The following is a 22,167-nucleotide window of genomic DNA, read 5'->3' as shown; positions in this document are numbered from 1 at the left end:
AGATCCGATGTGATCCATGACGCAACCGAGGCCTGCTCACGGATTATGCACTCTCTCGATTTGAGAATTACATTATGAATTCAAAATGAGCAAGGCGAGTGGCAATCCGGCCGTCCTTCAGTCCCCCTGAGGCGTCGTCGCCGGGGTGTCGTCCGGCCCTTCTGCAAGGTGCTCGATGGCCGCGCCTCGCTTGTTGCGCAGGTGCTGAAACAGGATGTCGCTGAGTTCGCTGCCGGCGCGGCGGCGCAGCGCATCGAGGATCGCCTCGTGCTCGCGCATCGCCTCGGCCCAGCGCTGCCGCTTGCGGGCGAAATTGGCGGAATAGCGCACACGGCGGATCCGGCCCGCGAAGTTGGCGTAGGTCGTCTTCAGCGTCTCGTTACGCGCGGCCGCGACAATGCTCTCGTGGATCTGCTGGTTGGTCTGGAAATAGCCGTGCATGTCGCGGTGCAGATAGTGGCCGTACATCTCGTAGTGTAGCCGCTCGATCGCGGCGATTTCCTCGTCCGTGATGGCCTCGCAGGCCAGTCGTCCGGCCAGGCTCTCCAGCCCGGCCATGACGTCGAACAATTCCTCGAGGTCGCGCTGGCTGAGCTGGCGCACCCGGGCGCCACGATTGGGCAAGAGCTCGATCAGGCCTTCGGCGGCCAGCACCTTGAGCGCCTCGCGCAGCGGCGTCCTGGAGATACCCAGCATCTCGCAGAGCTGGCGTTCCGGAACGCGGGCGCCCTCGGGAATGTTGCCTTCCACCACATAGTCGCGCAGCCGCAGCAGGATCTCGCCGTGCAGCGAGGCCTCCTGGCGGTCGCCGCCGTTGCCGGTGGCCGGGGGGGTGATCGGAACCCCGGTTTCTGGAATCGCGGATTTCATATTCTGAACAATAGTTTGCCAGCACGGTCGCGTCGATGTCTACAACCGAATACCAAATATGGATTGAAATTACAAAAAATGAATGCAAAATGACTTCCAGAACGGGCGAAATCCGGCGATTGGGAGGTTCTGATGCATCAAGGGCGCCATTTTCTGCAGATTCCAGGGCCGAGCCCGGTTCCGGATCGCATTCTCCGCGCGATGGATATGCCGGTGATCGATCACCGGAGCGCCGAATTCGCCGCGCTTGGCCGCGCCGTGCTTGAGGGCAGCGCGAAGATCTTTCAGGCCGCAGGCCCGGTGGTGATCTTTCCGTCGTCGGGCACCGGCGCCTGGGAAGCCGCGATCGTCAACACGCTGTCGCCCGGCGACAAGGTCCTGATGGTTGAGACCGGCCACTTCGCCACCCTGTGGCGCCAGCTCGCCGGTCGTTTCGGCATCGAGGTCGATTTCATTGCCGGTGATTGGCGGCACGGCGCCGACCCCGCCCAGATCGAGGCGAGGCTTGCCGCCGACACCGCGCACAGCATCAAGGCGGTGATGGTCGTCCACAACGAGACCTCGACCGGCGCGACCAGCCGGATCGCGGACATCCGTGCCGCCATCGACCGCACAGCGCATCCGGCGCTGCTGATGGTCGACACCATTTCCTCGCTCGGCTCGGTCGATTACCGGCACGACGAATGGAAGGTCGATGTCAGCGTCAGCTGTTCGCAGAAGGGTTTCATGCTGCCGCCCGGCCTCGGCTTCAACGCGATCTCGGAAAAGGCCCGCGCCGCGTCGCGCAGCAACAGGATGCCGCGCTCCTATTTCGATTGGGAGGAGATGCTGAAGCCGAATGCCAACGGCTTCTTCCCCTATACGCCGGCGACGAACCTGCTCTACGGGCTGCGCGAGGCCATCGCGATGCTGCTGGAGGAGGGGCTGGACAATGTGTTCGCCCGCCATCAGCGGCTGGCCGCGGCGACGCGTGCCGCCGTCAATCATTGGGGGCTAGAGGTACTGTGCCAGGAGCCCGCCGAGTTCTCACCGGTGCTGACTGCGGTGTTGATGCCGCCCGGCCATGACGCCGATCAATTCCGCAAGGTCGTGCTCGACAATTTCAACATGTCGCTCGGCTCCGGCCTGTCGAAGGTCGCCGGCAAAGTGTTTCGCATCGGTCATCTCGGCGAGTGCAACGAGCTGACATTGCTTGGCGCGCTCACCGGCGTCGAGATGGGGCTGTCGGTCGCCGGTGTGCCGCATCGCACAGGCGGCGTCGCGGTTGCGATGAAGCTGCTCGAACAGCGCGACCAGCGCAATTCGTCGTCGCATCTGAAAGTGGTCGGCACCTAAAGCGCGATGAGATTGGGTTGAATCGTCATCGCGCTTTAGCCTTTTGTTTGCGCATGATCTTTTCGGAAAACCGCTTCGCACTTTTCCGGATCATGCTCTAGCGCATCGCGATCGCCAACGCCTTAAGAAAAATCGCGGATCAGGGAGGGGATGTATGAGGCTTCGGTTCAAGGCCACCCACGTCGTGTTGGCCATGCTCTGCGTGATGTATTTCATCACCTATGTCGACCGGGTGAACATCGGCACCGCGGCCAGCGAGATCCAGAAGGAGCTCGGCCTGTCCAATACCGAACTCGGCCTGGTGTTCTCGGCGTTCGCCTATCCGTATCTGCTGTTCCAGGTGATCGGCGGCTGGGTCGGCGATCGCTTCGGGCCGCGCCAGACCCTGTTCTGGTGCGGCATGATCTGGGCGGCGGCGACCATCATGACCGGTTTTGTCCATGGTCTCGCGGCGCTGTTCGTCGCGCGCTTCGCGCTCGGGTTCGGTGAAGGAGCGACGTTCCCGACCGCGACGCGCGCCATGCAGTACTGGACGCCGGCGAACCGCCGCGGCTTCGCGCAAGGCCTGACACACTCGTTTGCGCGGCTCGGCAATGCGGTGACCCCGCCGGCCGTCGCGCTCTTGATCCTCTGGCTGACCTGGCGCGGCGCATTCGTCGTGCTCGGTATCGTCAGTCTGCTGTGGGGTATTGTGTGGGTCTGGTACTTCCGCAACGAGCCGAAGGATCATGCTTCGATCACCGCGGCCGAACTCGCGACGCTGCCGCCGCGCCCACAGGGCGAGCGGCCGAAGGTGCCGTGGGGACCGCTGTTGCAGCGGATGTGGCCGGTGACGCTGACCTATTTCTGCTACGGCTGGTGCCTGTGGCTCTACCTCAACTGGCTGCCGCTGTTCTTCAAGAACAACTACAGCCTCGATCTGAAGAACTCCGCGCTGTTCGCGTCCGGCGTGTTCTTTGCCGGTGTCGTCGGCGACAGCATCGGCGGCGTCATCTCCGATCGCATCCTCGAGCGTACAGGCAATGTGCGCCTGGCGCGGCTCAGCGTGACCATCGTGGGCTTTGCCGGTGCGCTGCTGTCGCTGATGCCGATCCTGTTCGTGCACGACATCACCGTGGTCGCGCTGTGCCTGTCGGCCGGCTTCTTCTGCGCCGAGCTGGTGATCGGCCCGATGTGGTCGATCCCGATGGACATCGCACCGAAATATTCCGGCACCGCCGCGGGGATCATGAACACCGGCTCGGCCTTCGCGGCCATCGTCTCGCCGCTGGTCGCCGGCTTCGTCATCGACGCCACCGGGAACTGGTACCTGCCGTTCCTAATGTCGATGGGGCTGCTGCTGCTCGGTGGTTTCTCGGCATTTCTGATGCACCCCGAACGGCCATTCGAGGAGGCCGGCGCACCGGTCGCGCGGGGCGAGGTGGTGGCCGCCGAATGAGCGGCTGCCGGCTCCGACGGAGCGCCGTCAGATATGCATGACGGACCCTCGCCGGCCATAGGACAAACCCGGCGAATAGTGATATGCGAGCGGCTTACCAAGACCAAGGCAAGACCGGGAAAGACGCTCATGACCGTGCATACTGGAAGGCATTTTCTGCAGATTCCGGGACCGACCAACGTGCCGGACCGGGTCTTGCGGGCCATGGATATGCCGACCATGGACCACCGCGGTGCCGAATTCGCGGAGATCGGCTTCGCCGTGATGTCGGCGATGCAGCGCGTGTTCCGCACCAAGCAGCCCGTGATCATCTACCCCTCGTCGGGGACGGGCGCCTGGGAAGCCGCGATCGTCAACACCCTGCAGCCCGGCGACAAGGTGCTGATGTGCGAGACCGGCCAGTTCGCGGTGCTGTGGCACGGCATCGCCGACAAGTTCAAGCTCGACGTCGACTTCATTCCGGGCGACTGGCGCCACGGCGCCGACCTCGAGCAGATCGAGGCGCGGCTCGCCGCCGACAAGGCGCACAAGATCAAGGCGGTCTGCGTGGTCCATAACGAGACCTCGACCGCCTGCGTCACCTATCCGCTCAACGTCCGCAAGATACTCGACACCCTGAAGCACTCCGCGCTGCTGATGGTCGACACCATCTCGGGCCTCGGCTCGCTCGAATATGAGCACGACGCCTGGGGCATCGACGTCTCGATCGCGGGCTCGCAGAAGGGGCTGATGCTGCCGCCCGGCCTCGGCTTCAACGCCGTGTCGGAGAAGGCGCTCGCCGTGGCCAAGGCCAACCCGGGCATGCGCTCCTATTGGGATTGGCAGGAGGTCATCAACATCAACAAGGCCGGCACCTGGCCCTATACGCCCGCCACCAACCTGCTGTTCGGCCTCAGGGAGGCCGTGAAGATGCTGGAGGAGGAGGGGCTGGAGAACGTGTTCGCCCGCCACAAGCGCCACAGCGAAGCGACCCGTGCAGCGATCAAGGTCTGGGGCCTGGAGACGCAGTGCCAGGAGCAGGGCGCGCATTCGCCGGCGCTGACCGCGGTACGCGTGCCCGATGGCCACGACGCCGACCATTTCCGCAAGGTCGTGCTGGATAATTTCGACATGTCGCTCGGCACCGGCCTCAACAAGGTCAAGGGCAAGGTGTTCCGGATCGGCCATATCGGTCACTTCAACGACCTGATGCTGATGGGCACGCTGTCCGGCGTCGAGATGGGTCTTGATCTGGCCAAGGTGCCGCATCGGGCCGGCGGCGTGCTGGCGGCGATGGACGTCCTGAAGGGACGCGACGCCGCGCAGGCCTCCAAGGCTGTCGCTTGAAAAAGGCCGTCGCCTGAAACCTCATCGCAAAGAACAGAAAGAGCGAGACATGAACGCGCCCGTCGCACCGACCGAAGACCTGATCTACTCCGTCGCCGACGGAATCGCCCGCATCACGTTCAACCGGCCGCAGGCGCGCAACGCGCTGACCTTTGCGATGTATGAGCAGATGGCCTCGATCTGCGAGAACATCAATCAGGATCACTCCATCAAGGCGCTGATCCTGACCGGCGCGGGCGACAAGGCGTTCGCCTCCGGCACCGACATCTCCCAGTTCCGGGCGTTCAAGACCGCGCAGGATGCGCTGGACTACGAGGCGCGGATCGACCGCGTGCTGGGAACACTCGAACAGTGCCGCGTGCCTGTGATCGCCGCGATCGCCGGTGCCTGCACCGGTGGCGGTGCCGGCATCGCTGCCTGCTGCGATATCCGCATCGGCACCGCGGCGACGCGGATCGGTTTTCCGATCGCGCGTACGCTCGGCAACTGCCTCTCGATGTCCAACATCTCGCGGCTGGTCTCGCTGATCGGTCCGGCGCGGACCAAGGACCTGATCTTCAAGGCGCGCCTCGTCGAGGCGCCGGAAGCGTTGGCGCTCGGGCTGCTCAACGAAGTCGTCCCCGATGTCGAGACCTTGCAGCGCCGCGCCGACGAGACCGCGAAGCTGGTCGCCGGCCATGCGCCGATCACGCTCGAGGTGACCAAGGAAGCGGTCCGCCGCATCCGCCGCACGCTGTCGCGCGACGAGGGCGAGGACCTGATCCTGCGCGCCTATATGAGCGAGGATTTCCGCGAGGGCATGGACGCCTTCCTCAACAAGCGTGCGCCGAATTTCAAGGGCAAGTAGCGGCCAGCGTCTCTGCTCTTCATCCCAGCCACAGCTGTCATCGCCCGGCTTGACCGGGCGATCCAGTACGCCGCGGCCCATCGGCTCAACAACGACTGTCTCTGGAATACTGGATCGCCCGGTCAAGCCGGGCGATGACACTGGTTACGTGACGAGCAGTGCGACGCTCCCACCTCATTCCAAAGTCATACGCCATGCGACGGTTCGGCGGCTTGAACTCACTCCTTTTCTCGGCACAATGACCGCACCCGCCGCTTCGCAGGTTTTGCCAGGCCGAACAAATAGATAGGGAAGAAACACGTGGGACAGATTGTGAAAACCACGGCTGCCATCGCGGCCTTGCTCTTGAGCGCGCCGGCGTTTGCCGGCTGGGAGCCGAGCAAGCCGGTCGAGATCGTGGTTGCGGCCGGCGCCGGCGGCGCCTCCGACCAGATGGCGCGGATGATGCAGGCGGCGATCCAGAAGAACAATCTGATGAAGCAGCCGATGGTGGTGTCGCTGAAGGGTGGCGCGTCGGGTGCGGAAGCGCTGATGTACATGAAGTCCAGCGAGGGCGATCCCAACAAGGTGCTGATCGCCTATTCGCTGATCTACATGCTGCCGCTGTCGGCCAAGATCCCCTTCAACTGGCGCGACCTGACGCCGGTGTCGGTGATCGCGCTCGACCAATTCGTGCTGTGGGACAACGTCTCCGGTCCGAAGACCGTCAAGGAATTCATCGATGCCGCCAAGGCGGCGAGCGCACCGTTCAAGATGGGCGGCACCGGCTCCAAGCGCGAGGACCACGTACTTACCGCCTTTATGGAGCAGAGGACCGGCGCGAAATTGTCCTACCTGCCGTACAAGTCCGGCGGCGAGGCCGCGACCCAGCTGGTCGGCGGTCACACCGAGTCCAACGTCAACAATCCCAGCGAGAACCTCGAGGTCTGGCGTGCCGGTCAGGTGCGTGCGCTCTGTGTGTTCGACAAGGAGCGCATCTCCTACAAGACCAAGGTCACCGACACGCAATCCTGGAACGATATCCCGACCTGCAAGGAAGAGGGGCTGGACGTGCAGTACCTGATGCTGCGCGCGATGTTCCTGCCGGGCAAGGTCACGCAGGAGCAGCAGGCCTTCTATGTCGACCTGTTCCAGAAGGTGACGCAGACGCCCGAGTACAAGGAGTACATGGAGAAGCAGGCGCTGAAGCCGATCTTCCTCACCGGCAAGGACATGGTCGAGTTCCTCGAGGATGACGACAAGCAGAATGCCTCGCTCATGAACGCGGCGGGTTTTGTCGCCAAGTAGCGGTCGCTGCTTTGTACGTCGTCATTCCGGGGCACGCGAAGCGTGAACCCGGAATCTCGAGATTCCGGGTTCGATGCTACGCATCGCCCCGGAATGACCGTCCCGATGGTTTTACTCTCAGGCCGGAATTGCCTTGCAAGCGGCAGCGGCGCGGTGATTATTGCGCCGCAGTGTGGCCGAAGGTCCGGCTAGCCGTGGAGCGAACATGACCAAAGCCGTTCTTGGGATCATCGGCGGATCCGGCATCTACGATCTGGCGGGCCTGGAAAATGTCCGCGAGGAAGCGATCGCGAGTCCCTGGGGCGAGCCGTCGGCGCCGCTGCGCCGTGGCGAGATGGCGGGGCTGCCGATCGTGTTCCTGCCGCGCCACGGCCAGGGACACGCGCTGTCGCCGTCCGACATCAACTACCGCGCCAATATTGACGTCCTGAAGCGGGCAGGTGTCACCGACCTCGTCGCGCTTTCGGCGTGCGGCTCGTTCAAGGAGGAACTGCCGCCGGGCACGTTCGTATTGGTCGACCAGTTTGTCGATCGCACCCACAAGCGCGAGAGCTCGTTCTTCGGCAAGGGCTGCGTTGCGCATGTCTCGATGGCGCATCCGGTGTCGCCGTTGCTGGCGAAGCACCTCGCCGCCGCGGCCGAAGCCGAGCGCATCGCGTTCGCGCGCGGCGGCACTTACCTCTGCATGGAGGGGCCGCAATTCTCCTCGCTCGCGGAAAGCCTCACCTACAAGGCGCAGGGCCATTCGGTGATCGGCATGACCAACATGCCCGAAGCCAAGCTCGCCCGCGAGGCCGAGATCTGCTACGCCAGCGTGGCGATGGTCACCGATTTCGACTGCTGGCATCCGGCGCATGATGCCGTGACGGTGCAGGATATCATCCGCGTGCTGAATTCGAACGCCGAGAAGGCAAAGGCGCTGGTCGCGCGTCTGGCGCGGGATTTCCCGCGCGAGCATGAGCCGTGTCCGATCGGCTCAGACCGCGCGCTGGACACCGCGCTGATCACAGCGCCGACAGCGCGTGATCCGCAGCTGCTTGCCAAGCTCGATGCTGTCGCTGGACGGGTGTTACGGTCGTGAAGAAGTCCTCCTGGAAGCGCGCGACGCGAAGGGCGTAGAGCATGAAGGTCGATGGTCGGCATTTTCGCAGTATCTGGCTTGAGCCCGACGGCTGGTCGGTCGGCGCGATCGATCAGCGCCGGCTGCCGCACGAATTCATCGTCGCCAAACTCACGACCGCTGACGAGGCCGGCGAGGCCCTCAGCTCGATGCTGGTCCGTGGCGCGCCGCTGATCGGCGCGACTGCGGCCTATGGCATGGCGCTTGCGATGCGCGCCGATGGTTCCGACGCGGCGCTTGAGCGCGCCGGCAAGATGTTGGCCGCGACCCGGCCGACCGCGATCAACCTGAAGTGGGCGATTGACGAGATGCAGCGCGCGCTCGCGCCGCTGGCAGCGTCAGCCCGCGCGGATGCGGCCTATGCCCGCGCCCGCGAGATCGCCGATGAGGATGTCGAGATCAACCGCGATATCGGCCGCCACGGGCTCGGCCTGATCGAGACCATCGCCGCGACCAAGAAGCCGGGCGAGCCGGTGAACGTGCTGACGCATTGCAATGCGGGCTGGCTTGCAACCGTCGATTGGGGGACGGCGACATCACCGATTTACCAGGCGCATGACCGCGGTATTCCGGTCCATGTCTGGGTCGACGAGACGCGCCCGCGTAATCAGGGCGCCTCGCTCACCGCCTGGGAGCTTGGTCATCACGGCGTGCCGCACACCGTGATCCCCGACAACACCGGCGGCCATCTGATGCAGCATCGCATGGTTGACCTCGCGATCGTCGGGACTGACCGCGTCGCTGCCAATGGCGACGTCTGCAACAAGATCGGGACCTACTTGAAAGCGCTGGCCGCGCACGACAACGGCGTGCCGTTCTATGTCGCACTGCCGTCGCCGACCATCGACTTTAGTATCGACGATGGCGTCCGGCAGATACCGATCGAGCAGCGCGCGGCCAGCGAGGTGACGCACCTGACCGGGCGGACGGCGGATGGACGGATCGAAACCGTGCGCGTGGTTCCGGACGGCTCCTCCGTCGCTAATTTCGGCTTCGACGTCACGCCGGCGCGGCTGGTGACGGGATTGATCACCGAGCGCGGCGTTCTCGACGCGAATCGTGCTGCACTTGCGAGCGCATTTCCCGAGCGCTCAAGATAGCTGAAGGCTGCATTGACGGTGATTGCATCAGCGCGCTATCCCAATCGTTGCCATCGCAACCCAGACCGTCTCGCCCATGTCCAACACCGAACTTGAGATCGTCGTCGACGATCCGACCGCGCCTGAAGAGAATTCGCCCGCCGTCGTCTCGACCGGCGTCGTCGATGTCGTCGTCTCGCTGCTCTTGCTCGCGCTCGCATTGGTGCTCGGCTGGGACAATTGGCGCACCGGCGCATCGTGGGACTCGACCGGGCCGCAACCGGGCTATTTCCCGTTCTATCTCTCGGTGATCCTCGGCGCCGCCAGCCTCTATGGCCTCGGCACCGCGTTCGTCTCGCGCCGTGAAGCCGCCGAGACCTTTGTCACCCGCGCCCAGTTTCGCCGGGTGATGGCGGTGTTCGTGCCGACCTTCCTGTTCTGCCTCGCCACCCAATATCTCGGCCTCTATGTCGCGAGCTTCCTCCTGATCGCGGGCTTCATGCGCCTCGTCGGCAAGATCGCACTGTGGAAGTCATTGCTCACCGCCTTCATCTTCACCGCCGCGATGTTCGTGACCTTCGACATCGCATTCGACGTCATCATGCCGAAGGGGCCGCTTGAAGCGGCCTTCGGTTACTGAGCGATCGACAGGATTTCGAAACATGGAAGCCTTCGGTCTCTTGCTGCACGGCTTTGCCGTCCTGCTGACGTGGAAGACGTTGCTGCTGATGATGGTCGGGCTCGTGCTCGGCATCTTCGTCGGCGTGCTGCCCGGGCTTGGCGGCCCCAACGGCGTCGCGATCCTGCTGCCGCTGACCTTCACGATGGACCCGACATCCGCCATCGTGATGCTGTCCTGCATCTACTGGGGCGCGCTGTTCGGCGGCGCCATCACCTCGATCCTGTTCAACATCCCCGGCGAAGCCTGGTCGGTCGCGACCACCTTCGACGGCTATCCGATGGCGCAGCAGGGCAGGGCGGCTGAAGCGCTCACCGCGGCGTTCACCTCGTCCTTCATCGGCTCGCTGGTCGCGGTGCTGCTGATCACCTTCCTGGCGCCGATGATCTCGTCGTTCGCGCTGAAGTTCGGGCCGCCGGAATTCTTCGCGGTCTATCTCCTGACCTTCTGTTCCTTCGTCGGCCTCGGCCGCGAGGCCAAGCACAAGACCGTGATCTCGATGTCGCTCGGGCTGCTGCTCGCCGGCGTCGGCATGGACACGGTGTCCGGGCAGCTGCGCATGACGTTCGGCTCCGCGGAGCTGTTGCGCGGCATCAACTTCCTCGTCGCCGTGATCGGCCTGTTCGGCATCAGCGAGATCCTGCTCACGATGGAGGAGCGGCTGGCGCTGCGTGGGCACGCCGCCGGCATCAGCCTGCGGGTCGTGCTCTCGGTATGGAAGGACCTGCCGAAATACTGGGTGACGCTGCTGCGCTCGTCCGTGATCGGCTGCTGGCTCGGCATCACGCCGGGCGGCGCGATCGCGGCTTCCTTCATGGGCTACAACCTTGCCAAGCGCTTTTCCAAGGATCAGGAGAGCTTTGGCAAGGGGCGCATCGAGGGCGTGTTCGCGCCGGAGACCGCCGCCCACGCCTCAGGCACCTCGGCGCTGTTGCCGATGCTCGCACTCGGCATTCCCGGATCAGGGACTGCGGCGATCCTGCTCGGCGGTCTGATGGTGTGGGGGCTCAATCCGGGGCCGCTGCTGTTCGTCGAGCACAAGGATTTCGTCTGGGGCCTGATTGCCTCGATGTATCTCGGCAATGTGGTCGGCCTCGTGCTGGTGCTGACTACCGTGCCGATCTTCGCATCGATCCTGCGCGTGCCGTTCGCGGCGGTCGCCCCGATGATCGTGGTGTCTTGCGCGATCGGCGCCTACGCGATCCAGAACGCGATGTTCGACATCTGGCTGATGCTGGGCTTCGGCGTCGTCGGCTATGTCTTCAAGAAGATCGCCATCCCGCTTGCGCCATTCACGCTCGCATTGGTGCTCGGCAGCCGTGCCGAGGACGCGTTCCGCCTCTCGATGATCGGCTCCGGCGGCGACATGAAGGTGTTCTGGTCGAACGGCCTCGTCGGCACGATCACGACATTGGCGATCGTGCTGCTGTTCTGGCCGGTAATCGATCGGGCCTTCGCCGGCGTCGCGCGTCTGCTACGGCCGGCGAGCGCCTAGACGACCTTGCGCTGGCGCAGCTCGGCGATCTCGTCCTTGCCGAAGCCGAATTCGGCCAGCACTTCCTCGGTCTGCTCGCCGAATTCCGGCGGCCGCGCCGCCATCCTGCTCGGCGTCCGCGACAGCGTCACGGGCTGGCTGACCAGCTGGATGTCCCGGTTCTCGTCGTTCGGCACGCGCTGGGCCATGCCGAGATGCTTGACCTGGGCATCCTCGAACATCTGGTCGATCGAGTAGATCGGCCCGCACGGCACGCCGGCGGCGTTCAGCTCCTGCACCCAGGTCTCGGTCGATTTCTTCTCGGTCAGCGCGTTGATCAGGGCATTGAGCGCGTCGCGGTTCTTCGAGCGCGCCGGTGCGGTCGCATAATCGGGATCGGTGATCAGGTCGGGCGCGCCGATCGCCTGGGCACAGCGCTCCCAGATCCGCCCGCCGGTCGTGGCGATGTTGATGTAGCCGTCGGAGGTCTTGAACACGCCGGTCGGGATCGAGGTCGGATGGTTGTTGCCGGCCTGCTTGGCGACCTCCTTTTCCATCAGCCAGCGCGCCGCCTGGAAATCCAGCATGAAGATCTGTGCCTGCAACAGCGAGGTCTGCACCCACTGACCTTGGCCGGAGACGTCGCGCTCAAGCAGCGCGGTGAGGATGCCGATCGCGCAGAACAGCCCCGCGGTCAGGTCGGCGACGGGGATGCCGACCCGCATCGGTCCCTCGCCGGGCGCGCCGGTCACCGACATCAGGCCGCCCATGCCCTGCGCGATCTGATCGAAGCCCGGGCGCTTGTGGTAGGGGCCGTCCTGGCCGAACCCGGAGATGCTGCCATAGACGATCTTCGGATTGATCTTGCGGATGCTCTCATAGTCGATGCCGAGCTTGGCCTTGACGTCCGGCCGGAAGTTCTCGACGACGACGTCGGCCTGCTCGGCCAGCCGCTTGAACACCTCGAGCCCCTTGGGGTCCTTCAGGTTCAGCGTCATGGCCCGCTTGTTGCGGTGCAGGTTCTGGAAATCGGACCCTCCGCGGGGACCGCCCGGCTGCTCGCCGCCGCCGTCCTCCAGCAGCGCATCGATCTTGATGACGTTGGCGCCCCAGTCGGCGAGCTGGCGCACGCAGGTCGGCCCCGACCGCACCCGGGTCAGATCCAGCACGGTGAAACGGGAAAGGGCTTGGGATGCGCGGGGAAAGGGCATTGAGACACCTCTTGTTTGGCGGGCCGCTGTGGGGGCAATTGCTTATCTGCCATAGACAATTTGGCAGGTCTTTCCAACTGTTACCCCGACACCAAACCGCCGGAAACCAACAGTCTCGGTTCCGCGAAAACCGGCTCTACGTCGGCTGCGATTCGAGCCTGCCCACACCTGCGCGCCGGTCCGCCGTCCGCCAACCCTCGACAATCACGCGGCCGGCTGCTAGCCCGTCGCCCGACCGATGGGTTTTGCCCTTATGAAAGAGGGACTTGAGGCGTTTCGACGTGATCGACCGAAGGCGGGCATGGCAATGAAGAGAGGTCCGTCCCATCTGCTCGGCAACTCGGCATGGAATGCGACTGCGTTTGCGGTCGCGGTGCTGCTCAATCTCGCCATTCTCCCGTTCGTGATTTTCCGGCTCGGCCTCGCCGCGTTCGGCGTTGCGGGTTTGGTGACCGCCTGTGTCGCGCCGGCGCTGATGTTCAGCAATGCGCTTGGCCTCTCGACGGCACGCGAACTCGCGCAACGGTTGGAACCGTCCGATCGCGACGAGGCGCGGCGGTTCTTCGCGACCGCCCTTGCGCTCGCCATTGCCGTGGGCGGCCTGATCGCGGCTTTGCTGATCCTTGCGGGCGCGCCGCTCGCGCGGTTGGGATTTCACCTCGGTGGCCCGGCCGCCGAGGACCTCGGGCTTGCCTTCGCATTGGCCGGCGCCGGCTGGCTCTGCCAGTGCCTGTTCGCGGTCTTCCTCTCGCTGTTCACGGCGCGCCAGGACTATCGGCGGATTGCGGCGATCAGCATCACGGGCACGGTGGTGACGACAATGTCGATGCTGCTGCTGATTCCCTATGCGCCGCGTGCTTCGACCTTCCTCGGCTGCCAAGCCCTGGGCTTTGCGACGAATCTCCTGATGGCCTTCGCTTCGTCGCGGCACGCAATCGGTGACTGGCTGGCCCGTCCGGCGCTCGATCGCAGCGCGCTGCGTGCATTGGTGAAGCTTGGCGGCTGGCAGGTCGCGGCACAAAGCGGTGCGCTGTTCGCGGGGCAGGCGGACCGCTATCTGCTCGGCGCGTTGCTGCAGCCGCAATTCGTCGGCTTCTACAGCGTCGCGCAGCGGCTGGAGGAGGCAGTCTATATCGGTGTGTTGAAGATTGGCGAGATACTGTTCCCGTTCTTCAGCACGCTGCAGAAGGAGGATGACGATCGCAAGGTCGACCTGCTGCTGCGCTCGTCCTGGATTCTCAACGTGCTGGCCGCGAGCGCGCTTGGCGGGCTGATCCCGGTTGCCGGCGCACTGCTGTATCGCTGGACCGGCGCGGAAGTCGCCGCCGAGGCCCAGCTGGTGCTGGTGGTGCTCGCGATCAGCGGAATATTGGGCTCGAGCGCCAATGTGATCGCGTTCTATCTGTTGTCGCAGGGACGCTCCAATTTCAACGCCTTGATCTCGCTCGTCACCGGTATCTTCACGCTGGCGACCAGCGCCGTCGCGCTGCCGTATTTCGGCTGGCAGGCGGCCGGCTGGAGCTCCTGTGTCGGGATGGCCGCCCAGATGGTGGTCACGGTGCTGCTGCTGCGGCGAACCTTCAGGCTCTCAGCGATGTGGTCGCGGATGCTGCATTTCGTCCTGATCCCGCTCGGCACCGGCATTGCCGCTGCGCTGGCACTGCGTTCGCAGCTTGGCCATGTGTCATTCGACCACGCGCCGTCATGGTGGTATGTGGTGTCGCTCTACGGCGTGTCGGCGGCGGTGATCTTTGTCGCCGCCGTCGCCGTGTCGCAGCTTGGTCCTTATCGCGCCGTCTGTTGGCGCGATCTCCGCATCATCATCACCCGCTTCTTGCCCTTCAAGGCCGCCTAGACATGTGTGGTATCGCAGGCATCGTCAATCTGCACGGCGCGCCCGTGGAGCCGGCCGACATCTCGCGGCTCACCAGCCTGATCGCGCATCGCGGTCCATTTGGCGAAGGCACCTGGTTCAGCGCGAAGCGAAACGTCGCCTTCGGTCACCGCCGGCTTGCCATCATCGATCCCGGCGAAGGCGGCTATCAGCCGATGGCGTCAGGCGATGGTCGCCATGTGATCGTCTACAACGGCGAGATCTACAACTTCCTCGAATTGCGCCGCGAGCTTGAGGCGAAGGGCGCGGTGTTCCGCAGCCAGTCCGATACCGAGGTGATCCTTGCCGCCTGGCAGGCCTGGGGCGAAGACATGCTGCTGCGCTTCAACGGCATGTGGGCGCTGGCGATCTACGATACGACGACGGACGAGCTGTTCCTTGCCCGCGATCGCTTCGGCATCAAGCCGCTGCTGTATGCGCTGTCGTCCGAGCGGTTCGTGTTCGCATCCGAGCAGCGGGCGCTGGCGCGGAGCGGCCTCATCGAGACCTCGCTCGACGTCGACGTGGCGCGGCGGCTGTTGCTTGATCCGTTCGGGATCGAAGGCAGCGAGCGGACTTTGTTCGCGCAACTGCGTCGCCTGCAGGGCGGGCACTGCATGTGGCTGCGTCAGGGGCGGGTGCAGGTGCGCCGCTGGTGGCGGACCGTGGATCATCTGCCCGCAATCCCTGATACCGAAGCCGAATGCGTCGCACGCTTTCGCGAGCTGTTTCAGGATTCCGTGGCACTGCGCATGCGCAGCGACGTTCCGATCGGGACCTGCCTGTCCGGCGGCTTCGACTCGTCGGCGGTGATCTGCGCCATGGCGAGCCATGAGAAGGCCGGCATGGGACCGCGCGACTCGACCGCCTGGCGGCACGCCTTTGTCGCGACCTTTCCCGGCGCCAGCAATGACGAGCGGCCGATGGCGGAGGAAGCGGCCGCTTGGGCCGATGTGGCGCCGAGCTTTCTCGAGATCGGGCGCGCCGACGCGCTCACCGACCTTGACCGGATCCTCGACGATAATGACGACGTCTATATCGGGTTGCCGAGCGCACCGTGGCTGATCTATCGCGAGCTCCGCCGCCAGAACGTCACCGTGTCGCTTGACGGCCATGGGGCTGACGAATTGATGGGTGCCTACCTGCAAGAGGGGCAGTCGACCGCATTCCGGATCCGGAACGCCGCCGCCGCGCTCACGTCACGATCGCAACTGGCACAACGCGGCATCGACTTCCTGCGAGCGCAGATGATCAAACGCCAGGGCCGCTATTTCCTGCGAGGCAGCCTGACGGCGATGCCTGCACCGCTGCCGCTGGTCGCCGAGGATGACGAATTGCCTGATACGTGGGGCGCGCTGAACCGGCGTCTCTACCGCATGTTCCACTCGACCACGCTGCCGACCATTCTGCGCAATTTCGACCGGCTCTCGATGGCGCACGGGATCGAGGTGCGCATGCCGTTCATGGACTGGCGTCTGGTGACCTACACGATGGCGCTGCCGGAGGCGAGCAAATCGGCCGACGGCATGACCAAGGTGGTCGCGCGTCAGGCGATGGCGAATTTGATGCCTGAGAGCATCCGCACCGCGCGCCGCAAGGTCGGATTCAACTCGCCGATGCCGGAATGGCTGAACGGGCCGTTGGCGGGCTGGACGACGGAGCTGCTCGATCGCAATGTTCCGGCATTTGCCGAGTTCGTCGACGAGGCTCCGCTCCGAAAGGCGGTAAGCCACTTGACGGCAACGCAGAGCTGGGATTGGGAATCCGTCGGCCGGATCTGGCCATACCTGAACATGAAATGGATGTTGGCGAGGACCGCGTAACCGATGCGTCTGTTCCAGAATAGCGGTCTTTATCCGTCTTATCTGCCGAGGCTGAACCAGCTTGCGGCAAAAGCGTCGACCTTTGCCGCGCGTCGCGATTTGTTTCTGCACGATCGCTTCGGCGCCGCGCATTTCCTCGAGCCGGTGCTCAACGGCGCACCTGAAGCCTTCTTCACCAATGCCGACGACGAGGTGCTGCAGCGCCAATGGGCGCACGAGCAGGGCATGCAGGGGACGCCGACGCTGGAAGCCATTCTGCTCGCGCAGATCGAGCATCACAGAACCGAGGTGTTCTACAATCTCGATCCAGTGCGATTTCCGAGCGCGTTCGTCGCCAAGCTTCCCGGCTGTGTGAAGAGGACCTTGTGCTGGCGCGCGGCGCCCTCCGGCAATGCCGACCTGACCGCCTATGGCGCGGTACTTGGAAACTTTCCCTCGATCCTCGAGGCGTGGCGCAGCAAGGGCTGCCGCGCCGAGCTGTTCTTCCCCGCGATCGATCCTGTGATGGAGCAGTACGGCCACGGCGAACGGCCGATCGATGTGGCGTTCGTCGGTGGATACTCGCGGCATCACAGCGCGCGCGGCAGGACGCTCGAGCAGGTCGCGGCGCTGGCGGCTGATCGCAAGATCGTGTTCTGCCTCGATGCATCGCGGCTGACGCGCCTTGCCGAAAGCGCGGTCGGTCGGTTGCTCCCGCTAGGGAAGCACCGGAGGCCCGACGTCATCGCGCGAATAGCGCGGCTACCGTTGTTCGGCAGGGACCTCTACGAGCTGTTCGGTTCAGCGAAGATCGTGCTCAACGGCGCAATCGACATGGCGGGCAATGATCGCGGCAATATGCGCTGCTTCGAGGCGATGGGCTGTGGGTCGCTGCTGGTGTCGGATGCCGGCAACTACCCGGCGGCGATGCAGGACGGCGTCACGATGCGCACGTACGACGCGCCTGAAATGGCAGCCTCGGCGATTTCAAGCAGCCTGCAGGATTGGCAGCGATGGGCTGGGATTGCCGCATCCGGCCGGCAGCGCGTGCAGCAGACCTACAGCAAGGCCTCGCAATGGGCCCATTTTATCGATCTCGTCGCGCGGATTGAGCCGTAATAGAGCGTTTTCGAGCGAAGTGGTGCCGGTTCGCATTAAGAAAACGCGTAAAAACGAGATTCTAGAGCCCCGTTCCGATTCCATCGGAACGGAAAAGGCTCTACACGGGGCACAGAGCCGGCCAGAGGGCGGGCGATCGGGCCGGAATGATGTCTGCAAGTGACTTGATCCATCAACTGAAATGGGCGGCCGACGGGCTTGCCGTGCCACTCTTCAAGCTGCGGCCGCGGCCGTTCGGCCCTGGCTATCAGACGGTCAAGCGCGACACCATCACCGCGGCCATCGATGCGGGCCTGCTTCAGGCAGGAAAGGAGCTTCCGCCCGGCTACGGCGTCGCCATGGACGAACGCGTGGTGGAATATCCCTGGGTCTATGGCCGGCTGAACAACGTCGGCAAGATGCTGGACGCGGGGTCGACCTTCAACCACGACTACCTGCTGCAGCGTCCGCCGTTGCGCGGCGCCGACCTCACCATCATGACCCTGGCGCCGGAGCGGCGGTGCTATTGGCATGACGGCTACTCCTACGTCTTCGGCGATCTCCGCAAGACGATGTTCGGCGATCAGGTGTTCGACACCGTCGCCAGCATTTCGACGATTGAGCACATCGGCCTCGACAATCAGATGCTGTACACGGGCGACCCGCGCGACGCCGAGACCGACCGGGACGGCTTCGTTCCGGCGGTGAAGGAGTTCAAGCGCATTCTCAAGCCCGGCGGGACCTGCCTGATCTCCGTGCCGTTCGGCAAGCGCGACAATCTCGGCTGGTACCAGGTGTTCGATCTTGCGATGATCGAGCGGATCATCGACGCATTCGGCGCGGCCTCGCACCATGTCGACTATTTCGGCTATTCGCGGCAGGGCTGGTCACGCCAGAGCGCCGAGGCACTCGCTAACGCCACCGTCTTCGACATCCATACCGGTAAGGGGCAGGGCAACGACCTTGCGGCGTCGTCGCGCGCCGTGGCGTGCCTGCAGTTGACGGCTTGAACGTCGATTACCTGATCCAGCGTCTGCTTGGGCGCGCGACCTGCCGCTTGCAGGCCGACGCAGCGCTCGGCCGTCATGCCAGGATCAGGAACATCCGCGGCGATTCCGACAAGATCGTCGTCGGCCGCAATAGCCGCATCCTCGGCGAGCTCCTGACCTTCGCGCATGGTGGCGAGATCAAGATCGGCGAGTGGTGCTACGTCGGCGAGGGAACCCGGATCTGGTCGGCTGCTTCGATCGAGATCGGCAACCGTGTTCTGATCTCGCATTCGGCCAATGTTTTCGACAATCTCACCCATCCGCTACGGGCAGCGGAGCGGCATCGGCAGGTCCAGCAGATTTTCACCCGCGGCCATCCGAGCGACATCTCGCTGGATGAGAGCCCCGTCAAAATCTGCGATGATGCCTGGATCGGTGCGGGCGCGATGGTCCTGCGCGGTGTGACTGTCGGGCAGGGCGCCATCGTCGCGGCCGGCGCGGTCGTGACCAGGGATGTCGCGCCATTTACGATCGTGGCGGGCAATCCCGCGGTGCTGGTGAGGGAGCTTGGCCCCGATGAACGGTGAGCGCAAGTTTACCACCTGGGAGGAAGCGGTGGTCTGGCTGCGCAATCAGCCGGACCAGCGCCAGCTCGTGCTCGACGCATTTTACGACGATCCCCTGGCTGGCGCCGCTGAGCGCTATTTCGAGAGCTCCGAGTGGCAGGCAGTCGCCGCGCTGCTGGCTGGCCGTTCCGGTGCCGCGCTCGACGTCGGAGCCGGTCGCGGCATTGCGAGCTACGCGCTCGCCCGAACCGGCTTTGCCGTGACGGCGCTGGAGCCCGATCCGAGCGCGATCGTCGGAGCGGCGGCGATCCGGGCTCTGGCGCAACAGACACAATTGCCGATCCAGGTGGTCGAGGAGTTTTCTGAGCGGTTGCCCTTCGCCGACGCGACGTTCGATGTCGTGTTCGCACGCGCCGTGCTGCATCATACGCGCGATCTCGACGGCGCCTGTCGGGAGATGTTTCGCGTGCTGCGGCCGGGTGGCATGCTGATCGCGGCGCGTGAGCATGTTATCAGCAGGGAGGCGGACCTTCCGCAATTCCTTGCGCAGCACCCGTTGCACCATCTTTACGGCGGCGAGCATGCCTTCCTGCTCGATCGCTACACCGGCGCGCTGACCACCGCAGGATTCTCCGCGATTGACACGCTGGCACCGTTGCAAAGCCCAATCAATCTGTTTCCCTACACGCACGAGACGCTGAGAGCCGCGATCGTGACGAAACTGTCGCAAAGGATTCCGGTTGCTCCGTTGTGGCGAACTGCTTTCGCCTCACGGCGTGTGTTTGGCTCGCTGCTGTCGATGGCCGAACGTTTCGACAATCGGCCGGGCCGGCTCTACTCCTTTGTCTGTCACAAGGCCTGAGCGATGATCGTCTGGGTTACCGGCGCGAACGGGTTCATCGGCCGCCATCTCGTCCACGAGTTGGCGGGAGCGGGCCATGCGGTGCACGGCGTCGGACACGGAGCGCTTGATGCTACCGAAGCCCGGCGGCTTGGTCTGCACAGCTGGATCAACGGCGAAATCGATGCGGCCAACCTGAATGCGCTTGCGGCGGCGCACGGGCTGCCGACGCGTATCTTCCATCTGGCCGGCGGATCGTCCGTCGGCGTCTCGATCGAGCGGCCGTTCGAGGATTTTTCGCGGACGGTTGCGAGCACTGCGCGGCTGCTCGAATGGCTGCGCGGATCGGCACCAGACTGCGCGGTGATCGCGGCGTCGAGCGCGGCCGTTTATGGCGCCGATCATGTCGGCCCGATTGCTGAAAGTGCCGTCGTCACTCCGATGTCGCCCTATGGGCAGCACAAGTTGATGATGGAGCAATTGTGCCGGAGCTATGCGCGGTCGTTCGGCTTGCATTGCGCGGTGGTGCGGCTGTTCTCCGTCTATGGGCCCAATTTGCGCAAACAATTGCTCTGGGACATCTGTTCGCGCCTAAACGCCAAGGAGCAGGTGCTCACGCTCGGTGGGACCGGCAACGAGATCCGTGACTGGACCGACGTTCGCGACGTCGCGAGGCTGCTTGCGAGCGTCGCGGAAGCTTCGTCATCACAGGAGACCTTCCGGGTCATCAATGGTGGTTCGGGCCGAGGGACGAGGGTTGCCGACATCGCCGCGGGCCTCATCGGACAATGGGGTGGCAAGACGGTTGTGCGGCACTCGGGGGTCAGCCGCCCCGGTGATCCCATGAGCCTGTTGGCCGACGATACGATGCTGGGCCAGATCGGTTTCGATTGGCGCATTCCGCTCGATCAGGGGCTCGCCGACTACGTGGCCTGGTTCAAGGGGCAGGCTTCGTGACGCCGCGTCCCCTGCGGTTCGCGTTCAGTCACATTTCTCGGCGGCTATGGGCTGGCGGCTACAATTATCAGCGCAATCTGTTCGCTGCGCTCGACCGGTTCTTGCCCGGCGAGTTCGTTCCCGTCGTCTTTACCGGGACCAGGGCCGAAGAGAGCGAACTCGTGGAGCTTGCCGCGGTACCAGGCGTCGAGATCGTTCGATCGGAAGCGTTCGACGGACAGCCAGGCCTGGCCGCGGCACTCGCGCTGGGTCTCGACCGGGCGGCCGCGGCGGCGTTTCGCTCCGCGCGCGTGGATGTTGTGGTAGAAGCAGCGCGCTTCTTCGGCTGGCGGCTGCCTGTCCCTGCAGTGGCGTGGATTCCGGATCTGCAGCACCGTTCGCTGCCTCAGCTGTTTCCAAGGGCGGCACGCTGGCGCCGCGAGATCGGCTTTCGCGTTCAGATCGCCTCGGGGCGAACCATCATGCTGAGCAGCCAGAGCGCCTTGCGCGATTTCAGGGCCTGCTACCCGCATGCCCGAAACCGGGTCAGCGTCGTTCGCTTCGCGACCCAGCCGCCCGCCGCGTTCCTGAACACGGACCCAGCAGAGGTGATCGCGGCGTACGGTCTGCCGGCGAACTACTTCTACCTGCCTAACCAGTTCTATCGCCACAAGAACCATCAGTTGGTGGTCGACGCCCTGACGATCCTGAAACGTCGTGGGGTCGATGTGGTGGTCTGCGCCTCCGGCAGCACGGAAGATCGGCGCGAGCCGGGCTACTATGATCTGGTCAACGCCGAAATCCAGAAGCGTGGCCTCGATACGCATTTCCGGCACCTCGGCGTCATCCCGTTGCCGCACGTCTATGCGCTGCTGCGGGTTTGCACCGCGCTGCTCAACCCGTCGCGCTTCGAGGGCTGGAGCACGACGGTCGAGGAAGCAAAGTCGTTCGGCGTTCCGATGATCCTGTCGGACATCGATGTGCATCGGGAGCAGACTGCCGGCGCCGCGCGCTATTTCGGCGTCGATGATCCGGCCGCGCTGGCGGATCATATGACACAGCTCGCGGGGCACAACAGCGGGCTGGTGATCCGCAACGTCGTCGCGCATCAGGACGACAATGTTCGCGCGTTTGCGGCAAGCTTTTCCGCGACGATGCGGCAGGCCGTTCATCAGAATGGATGAGCTGGCGGCAAAATAGAAGCAGGGCCGGGGTCGCGATTGGCCGAGGACAGTTGGCGAAGCGAGCGCGGTGCTCGACCCGCAATCTGGTTCCTTTTTGCTGGAACCGGAGCAACAGGCAGCCGCTCCTGGAGGTTTGACCGAGCCTGCTGTTCCGATCCTCAAATATTGGGCGGGTTGGAAGCTGATGCAGGCGCCGCGGGACCTGGCTTCGG

General features: G+C 64.5%; 19 protein-coding genes. 17 read left to right on the top strand and 2 right to left on the bottom strand.

The window, feature by feature from the left end:
* Positions 1–117: 117 nt before the first annotated feature.
* Positions 118–870 carry a GntR family transcriptional regulator gene (locus tag QDT69_RS12000; RefSeq protein WP_279706751.1) on the bottom strand — a complete coding sequence of 251 codons (753 nt, stop codon included), beginning with the start codon at positions 868–870 and terminating at the stop codon, positions 118–120.
* A gap of 132 nt (positions 871–1,002) precedes the next feature.
* On the opposite strand from QDT69_RS12000, the gene QDT69_RS11995 reads away from it, so the two are divergent.
* The 9 genes from QDT69_RS11995 to QDT69_RS11955 all read left to right on the top strand — a co-directional run bounded on the left by QDT69_RS11995 (position 1,003) and on the right by QDT69_RS11955 (position 11,476).
* On the top strand, positions 1,003–2,205 hold the full coding sequence (locus QDT69_RS11995; RefSeq protein WP_279706750.1) for an alanine--glyoxylate aminotransferase family protein: 1,203 nt from the start codon (positions 1,003–1,005) through the stop codon (positions 2,203–2,205).
* Between the two features lie 154 nt (positions 2,206–2,359).
* Positions 2,360–3,643 carry an MFS transporter gene (locus QDT69_RS11990; RefSeq protein ID WP_279706749.1) on the top strand — a complete coding sequence of 428 codons (1,284 nt, stop codon included), beginning with the start codon at positions 2,360–2,362 and terminating at the stop codon, positions 3,641–3,643.
* A gap of 129 nt (positions 3,644–3,772) precedes the next feature.
* Entirely contained in the window at positions 3,773–4,969 is a 1,197-nt protein-coding gene (locus tag QDT69_RS11985) for an aminotransferase class V-fold PLP-dependent enzyme (RefSeq protein WP_279706748.1), read from the top strand.
* Positions 4,970–5,018: 49 nt separating this feature from the next.
* A complete protein-coding gene (locus QDT69_RS11980) occupies positions 5,019–5,816 on the top strand; it encodes an enoyl-CoA hydratase/isomerase family protein (protein WP_279706747.1) in 798 nt (265 codons plus the stop codon).
* 300 nt (positions 5,817–6,116) lie between these two features.
* On the top strand, positions 6,117–7,103 hold the full coding sequence (locus QDT69_RS11975; protein ID WP_279706746.1) for a tripartite tricarboxylate transporter substrate-binding protein: 987 nt from the start codon (positions 6,117–6,119) through the stop codon (positions 7,101–7,103).
* A gap of 205 nt (positions 7,104–7,308) precedes the next feature.
* Entirely contained in the window at positions 7,309–8,184 is an 876-nt protein-coding gene (locus QDT69_RS11970) for an S-methyl-5'-thioadenosine phosphorylase (protein ID WP_279706745.1), read from the top strand.
* A 41-nt stretch (positions 8,185–8,225) separates the two neighbouring features.
* On the top strand, positions 8,226–9,323 hold the full coding sequence (mtnA, locus tag QDT69_RS11965; protein WP_279706744.1) for an S-methyl-5-thioribose-1-phosphate isomerase: 1,098 nt from the start codon (positions 8,226–8,228) through the stop codon (positions 9,321–9,323).
* A gap of 76 nt (positions 9,324–9,399) precedes the next feature.
* Entirely contained in the window at positions 9,400–9,942 is a 543-nt protein-coding gene (locus QDT69_RS11960) for a tripartite tricarboxylate transporter TctB family protein (protein ID WP_279706743.1), read from the top strand.
* Positions 9,943–9,964: 22 nt separating this feature from the next.
* On the top strand, positions 9,965–11,476 hold the full coding sequence (locus QDT69_RS11955) for a tripartite tricarboxylate transporter permease (protein WP_279706742.1): 1,512 nt from the start codon (positions 9,965–9,967) through the stop codon (positions 11,474–11,476).
* On the opposite strand, the gene QDT69_RS11950 is transcribed toward QDT69_RS11955, so the two are convergent.
* Positions 11,473–12,666, bottom strand: a complete 1,194-nt coding sequence (locus QDT69_RS11950; RefSeq protein ID WP_279706741.1) for a CoA transferase — start codon at positions 12,664–12,666, stop codon at positions 11,473–11,475. The genes QDT69_RS11955 and QDT69_RS11950 overlap by 4 nt on opposite strands.
* 301 nt (positions 12,667–12,967) lie before the next feature.
* Between QDT69_RS11950 and QDT69_RS11945 the strand changes: the two genes are divergently transcribed.
* The 8 genes from QDT69_RS11945 to QDT69_RS11910 all read left to right on the top strand — a co-directional run bounded on the left by QDT69_RS11945 (position 12,968) and on the right by QDT69_RS11910 (position 21,955).
* Positions 12,968–14,521 (top strand): oligosaccharide flippase family protein, encoded by a 1,554-nt coding sequence (locus tag QDT69_RS11945; RefSeq protein ID WP_279706740.1) that lies wholly within the window; start codon positions 12,968–12,970, stop codon positions 14,519–14,521.
* Between the two features lie 2 nt (positions 14,522–14,523).
* On the top strand, positions 14,524–16,362 hold the full coding sequence (gene asnB, locus QDT69_RS11940) for an asparagine synthase (glutamine-hydrolyzing) (protein WP_279706739.1): 1,839 nt from the start codon (positions 14,524–14,526) through the stop codon (positions 16,360–16,362).
* Positions 16,363–16,365: 3 nt separating this feature from the next.
* The gene (locus QDT69_RS11935) at positions 16,366–17,460 is read left to right on the top strand and encodes a glycosyltransferase (RefSeq protein WP_279706738.1); all 1,095 of its coding nucleotides are present in this window, start codon (positions 16,366–16,368) and stop codon (positions 17,458–17,460) included.
* A gap of 146 nt (positions 17,461–17,606) precedes the next feature.
* A complete protein-coding gene (locus tag QDT69_RS11930; RefSeq protein ID WP_279706737.1) occupies positions 17,607–18,449 on the top strand; it encodes a methyltransferase domain-containing protein in 843 nt (280 codons plus the stop codon).
* A complete protein-coding gene (locus QDT69_RS11925; protein WP_279706736.1) occupies positions 18,446–19,015 on the top strand; it encodes a DapH/DapD/GlmU-related protein in 570 nt (189 codons plus the stop codon). The genes QDT69_RS11930 and QDT69_RS11925 overlap by 4 nt, the downstream gene beginning before the upstream one ends.
* Positions 19,005–19,856, top strand: a complete 852-nt coding sequence (locus tag QDT69_RS11920; protein ID WP_279706735.1) for a class I SAM-dependent methyltransferase — start codon at positions 19,005–19,007, stop codon at positions 19,854–19,856. Before QDT69_RS11925 ends, QDT69_RS11920 begins: the two co-directional genes overlap by 11 nt.
* A gap of 3 nt (positions 19,857–19,859) precedes the next feature.
* Positions 19,860–20,792, top strand: a complete 933-nt coding sequence (locus QDT69_RS11915; RefSeq protein ID WP_279706734.1) for an NAD(P)-dependent oxidoreductase — start codon at positions 19,860–19,862, stop codon at positions 20,790–20,792.
* On the top strand, positions 20,789–21,955 hold the full coding sequence (locus tag QDT69_RS11910; RefSeq protein WP_279706733.1) for a glycosyltransferase family 1 protein: 1,167 nt from the start codon (positions 20,789–20,791) through the stop codon (positions 21,953–21,955). Before QDT69_RS11915 ends, QDT69_RS11910 begins: the two co-directional genes overlap by 4 nt.
* Positions 21,956–22,167 lie beyond the last annotated feature (212 nt).

The sequence above is a fragment of the Bradyrhizobium sp. CER78 genome (assembly GCF_029846235.1).
Lineage (GTDB): Bacteria > Pseudomonadota > Alphaproteobacteria > Rhizobiales > Xanthobacteraceae > Bradyrhizobium.
The sequence above is the reverse complement of the archived record's forward strand: the minus strand, read 5'-3'. Positions and strand labels throughout refer to the sequence as shown.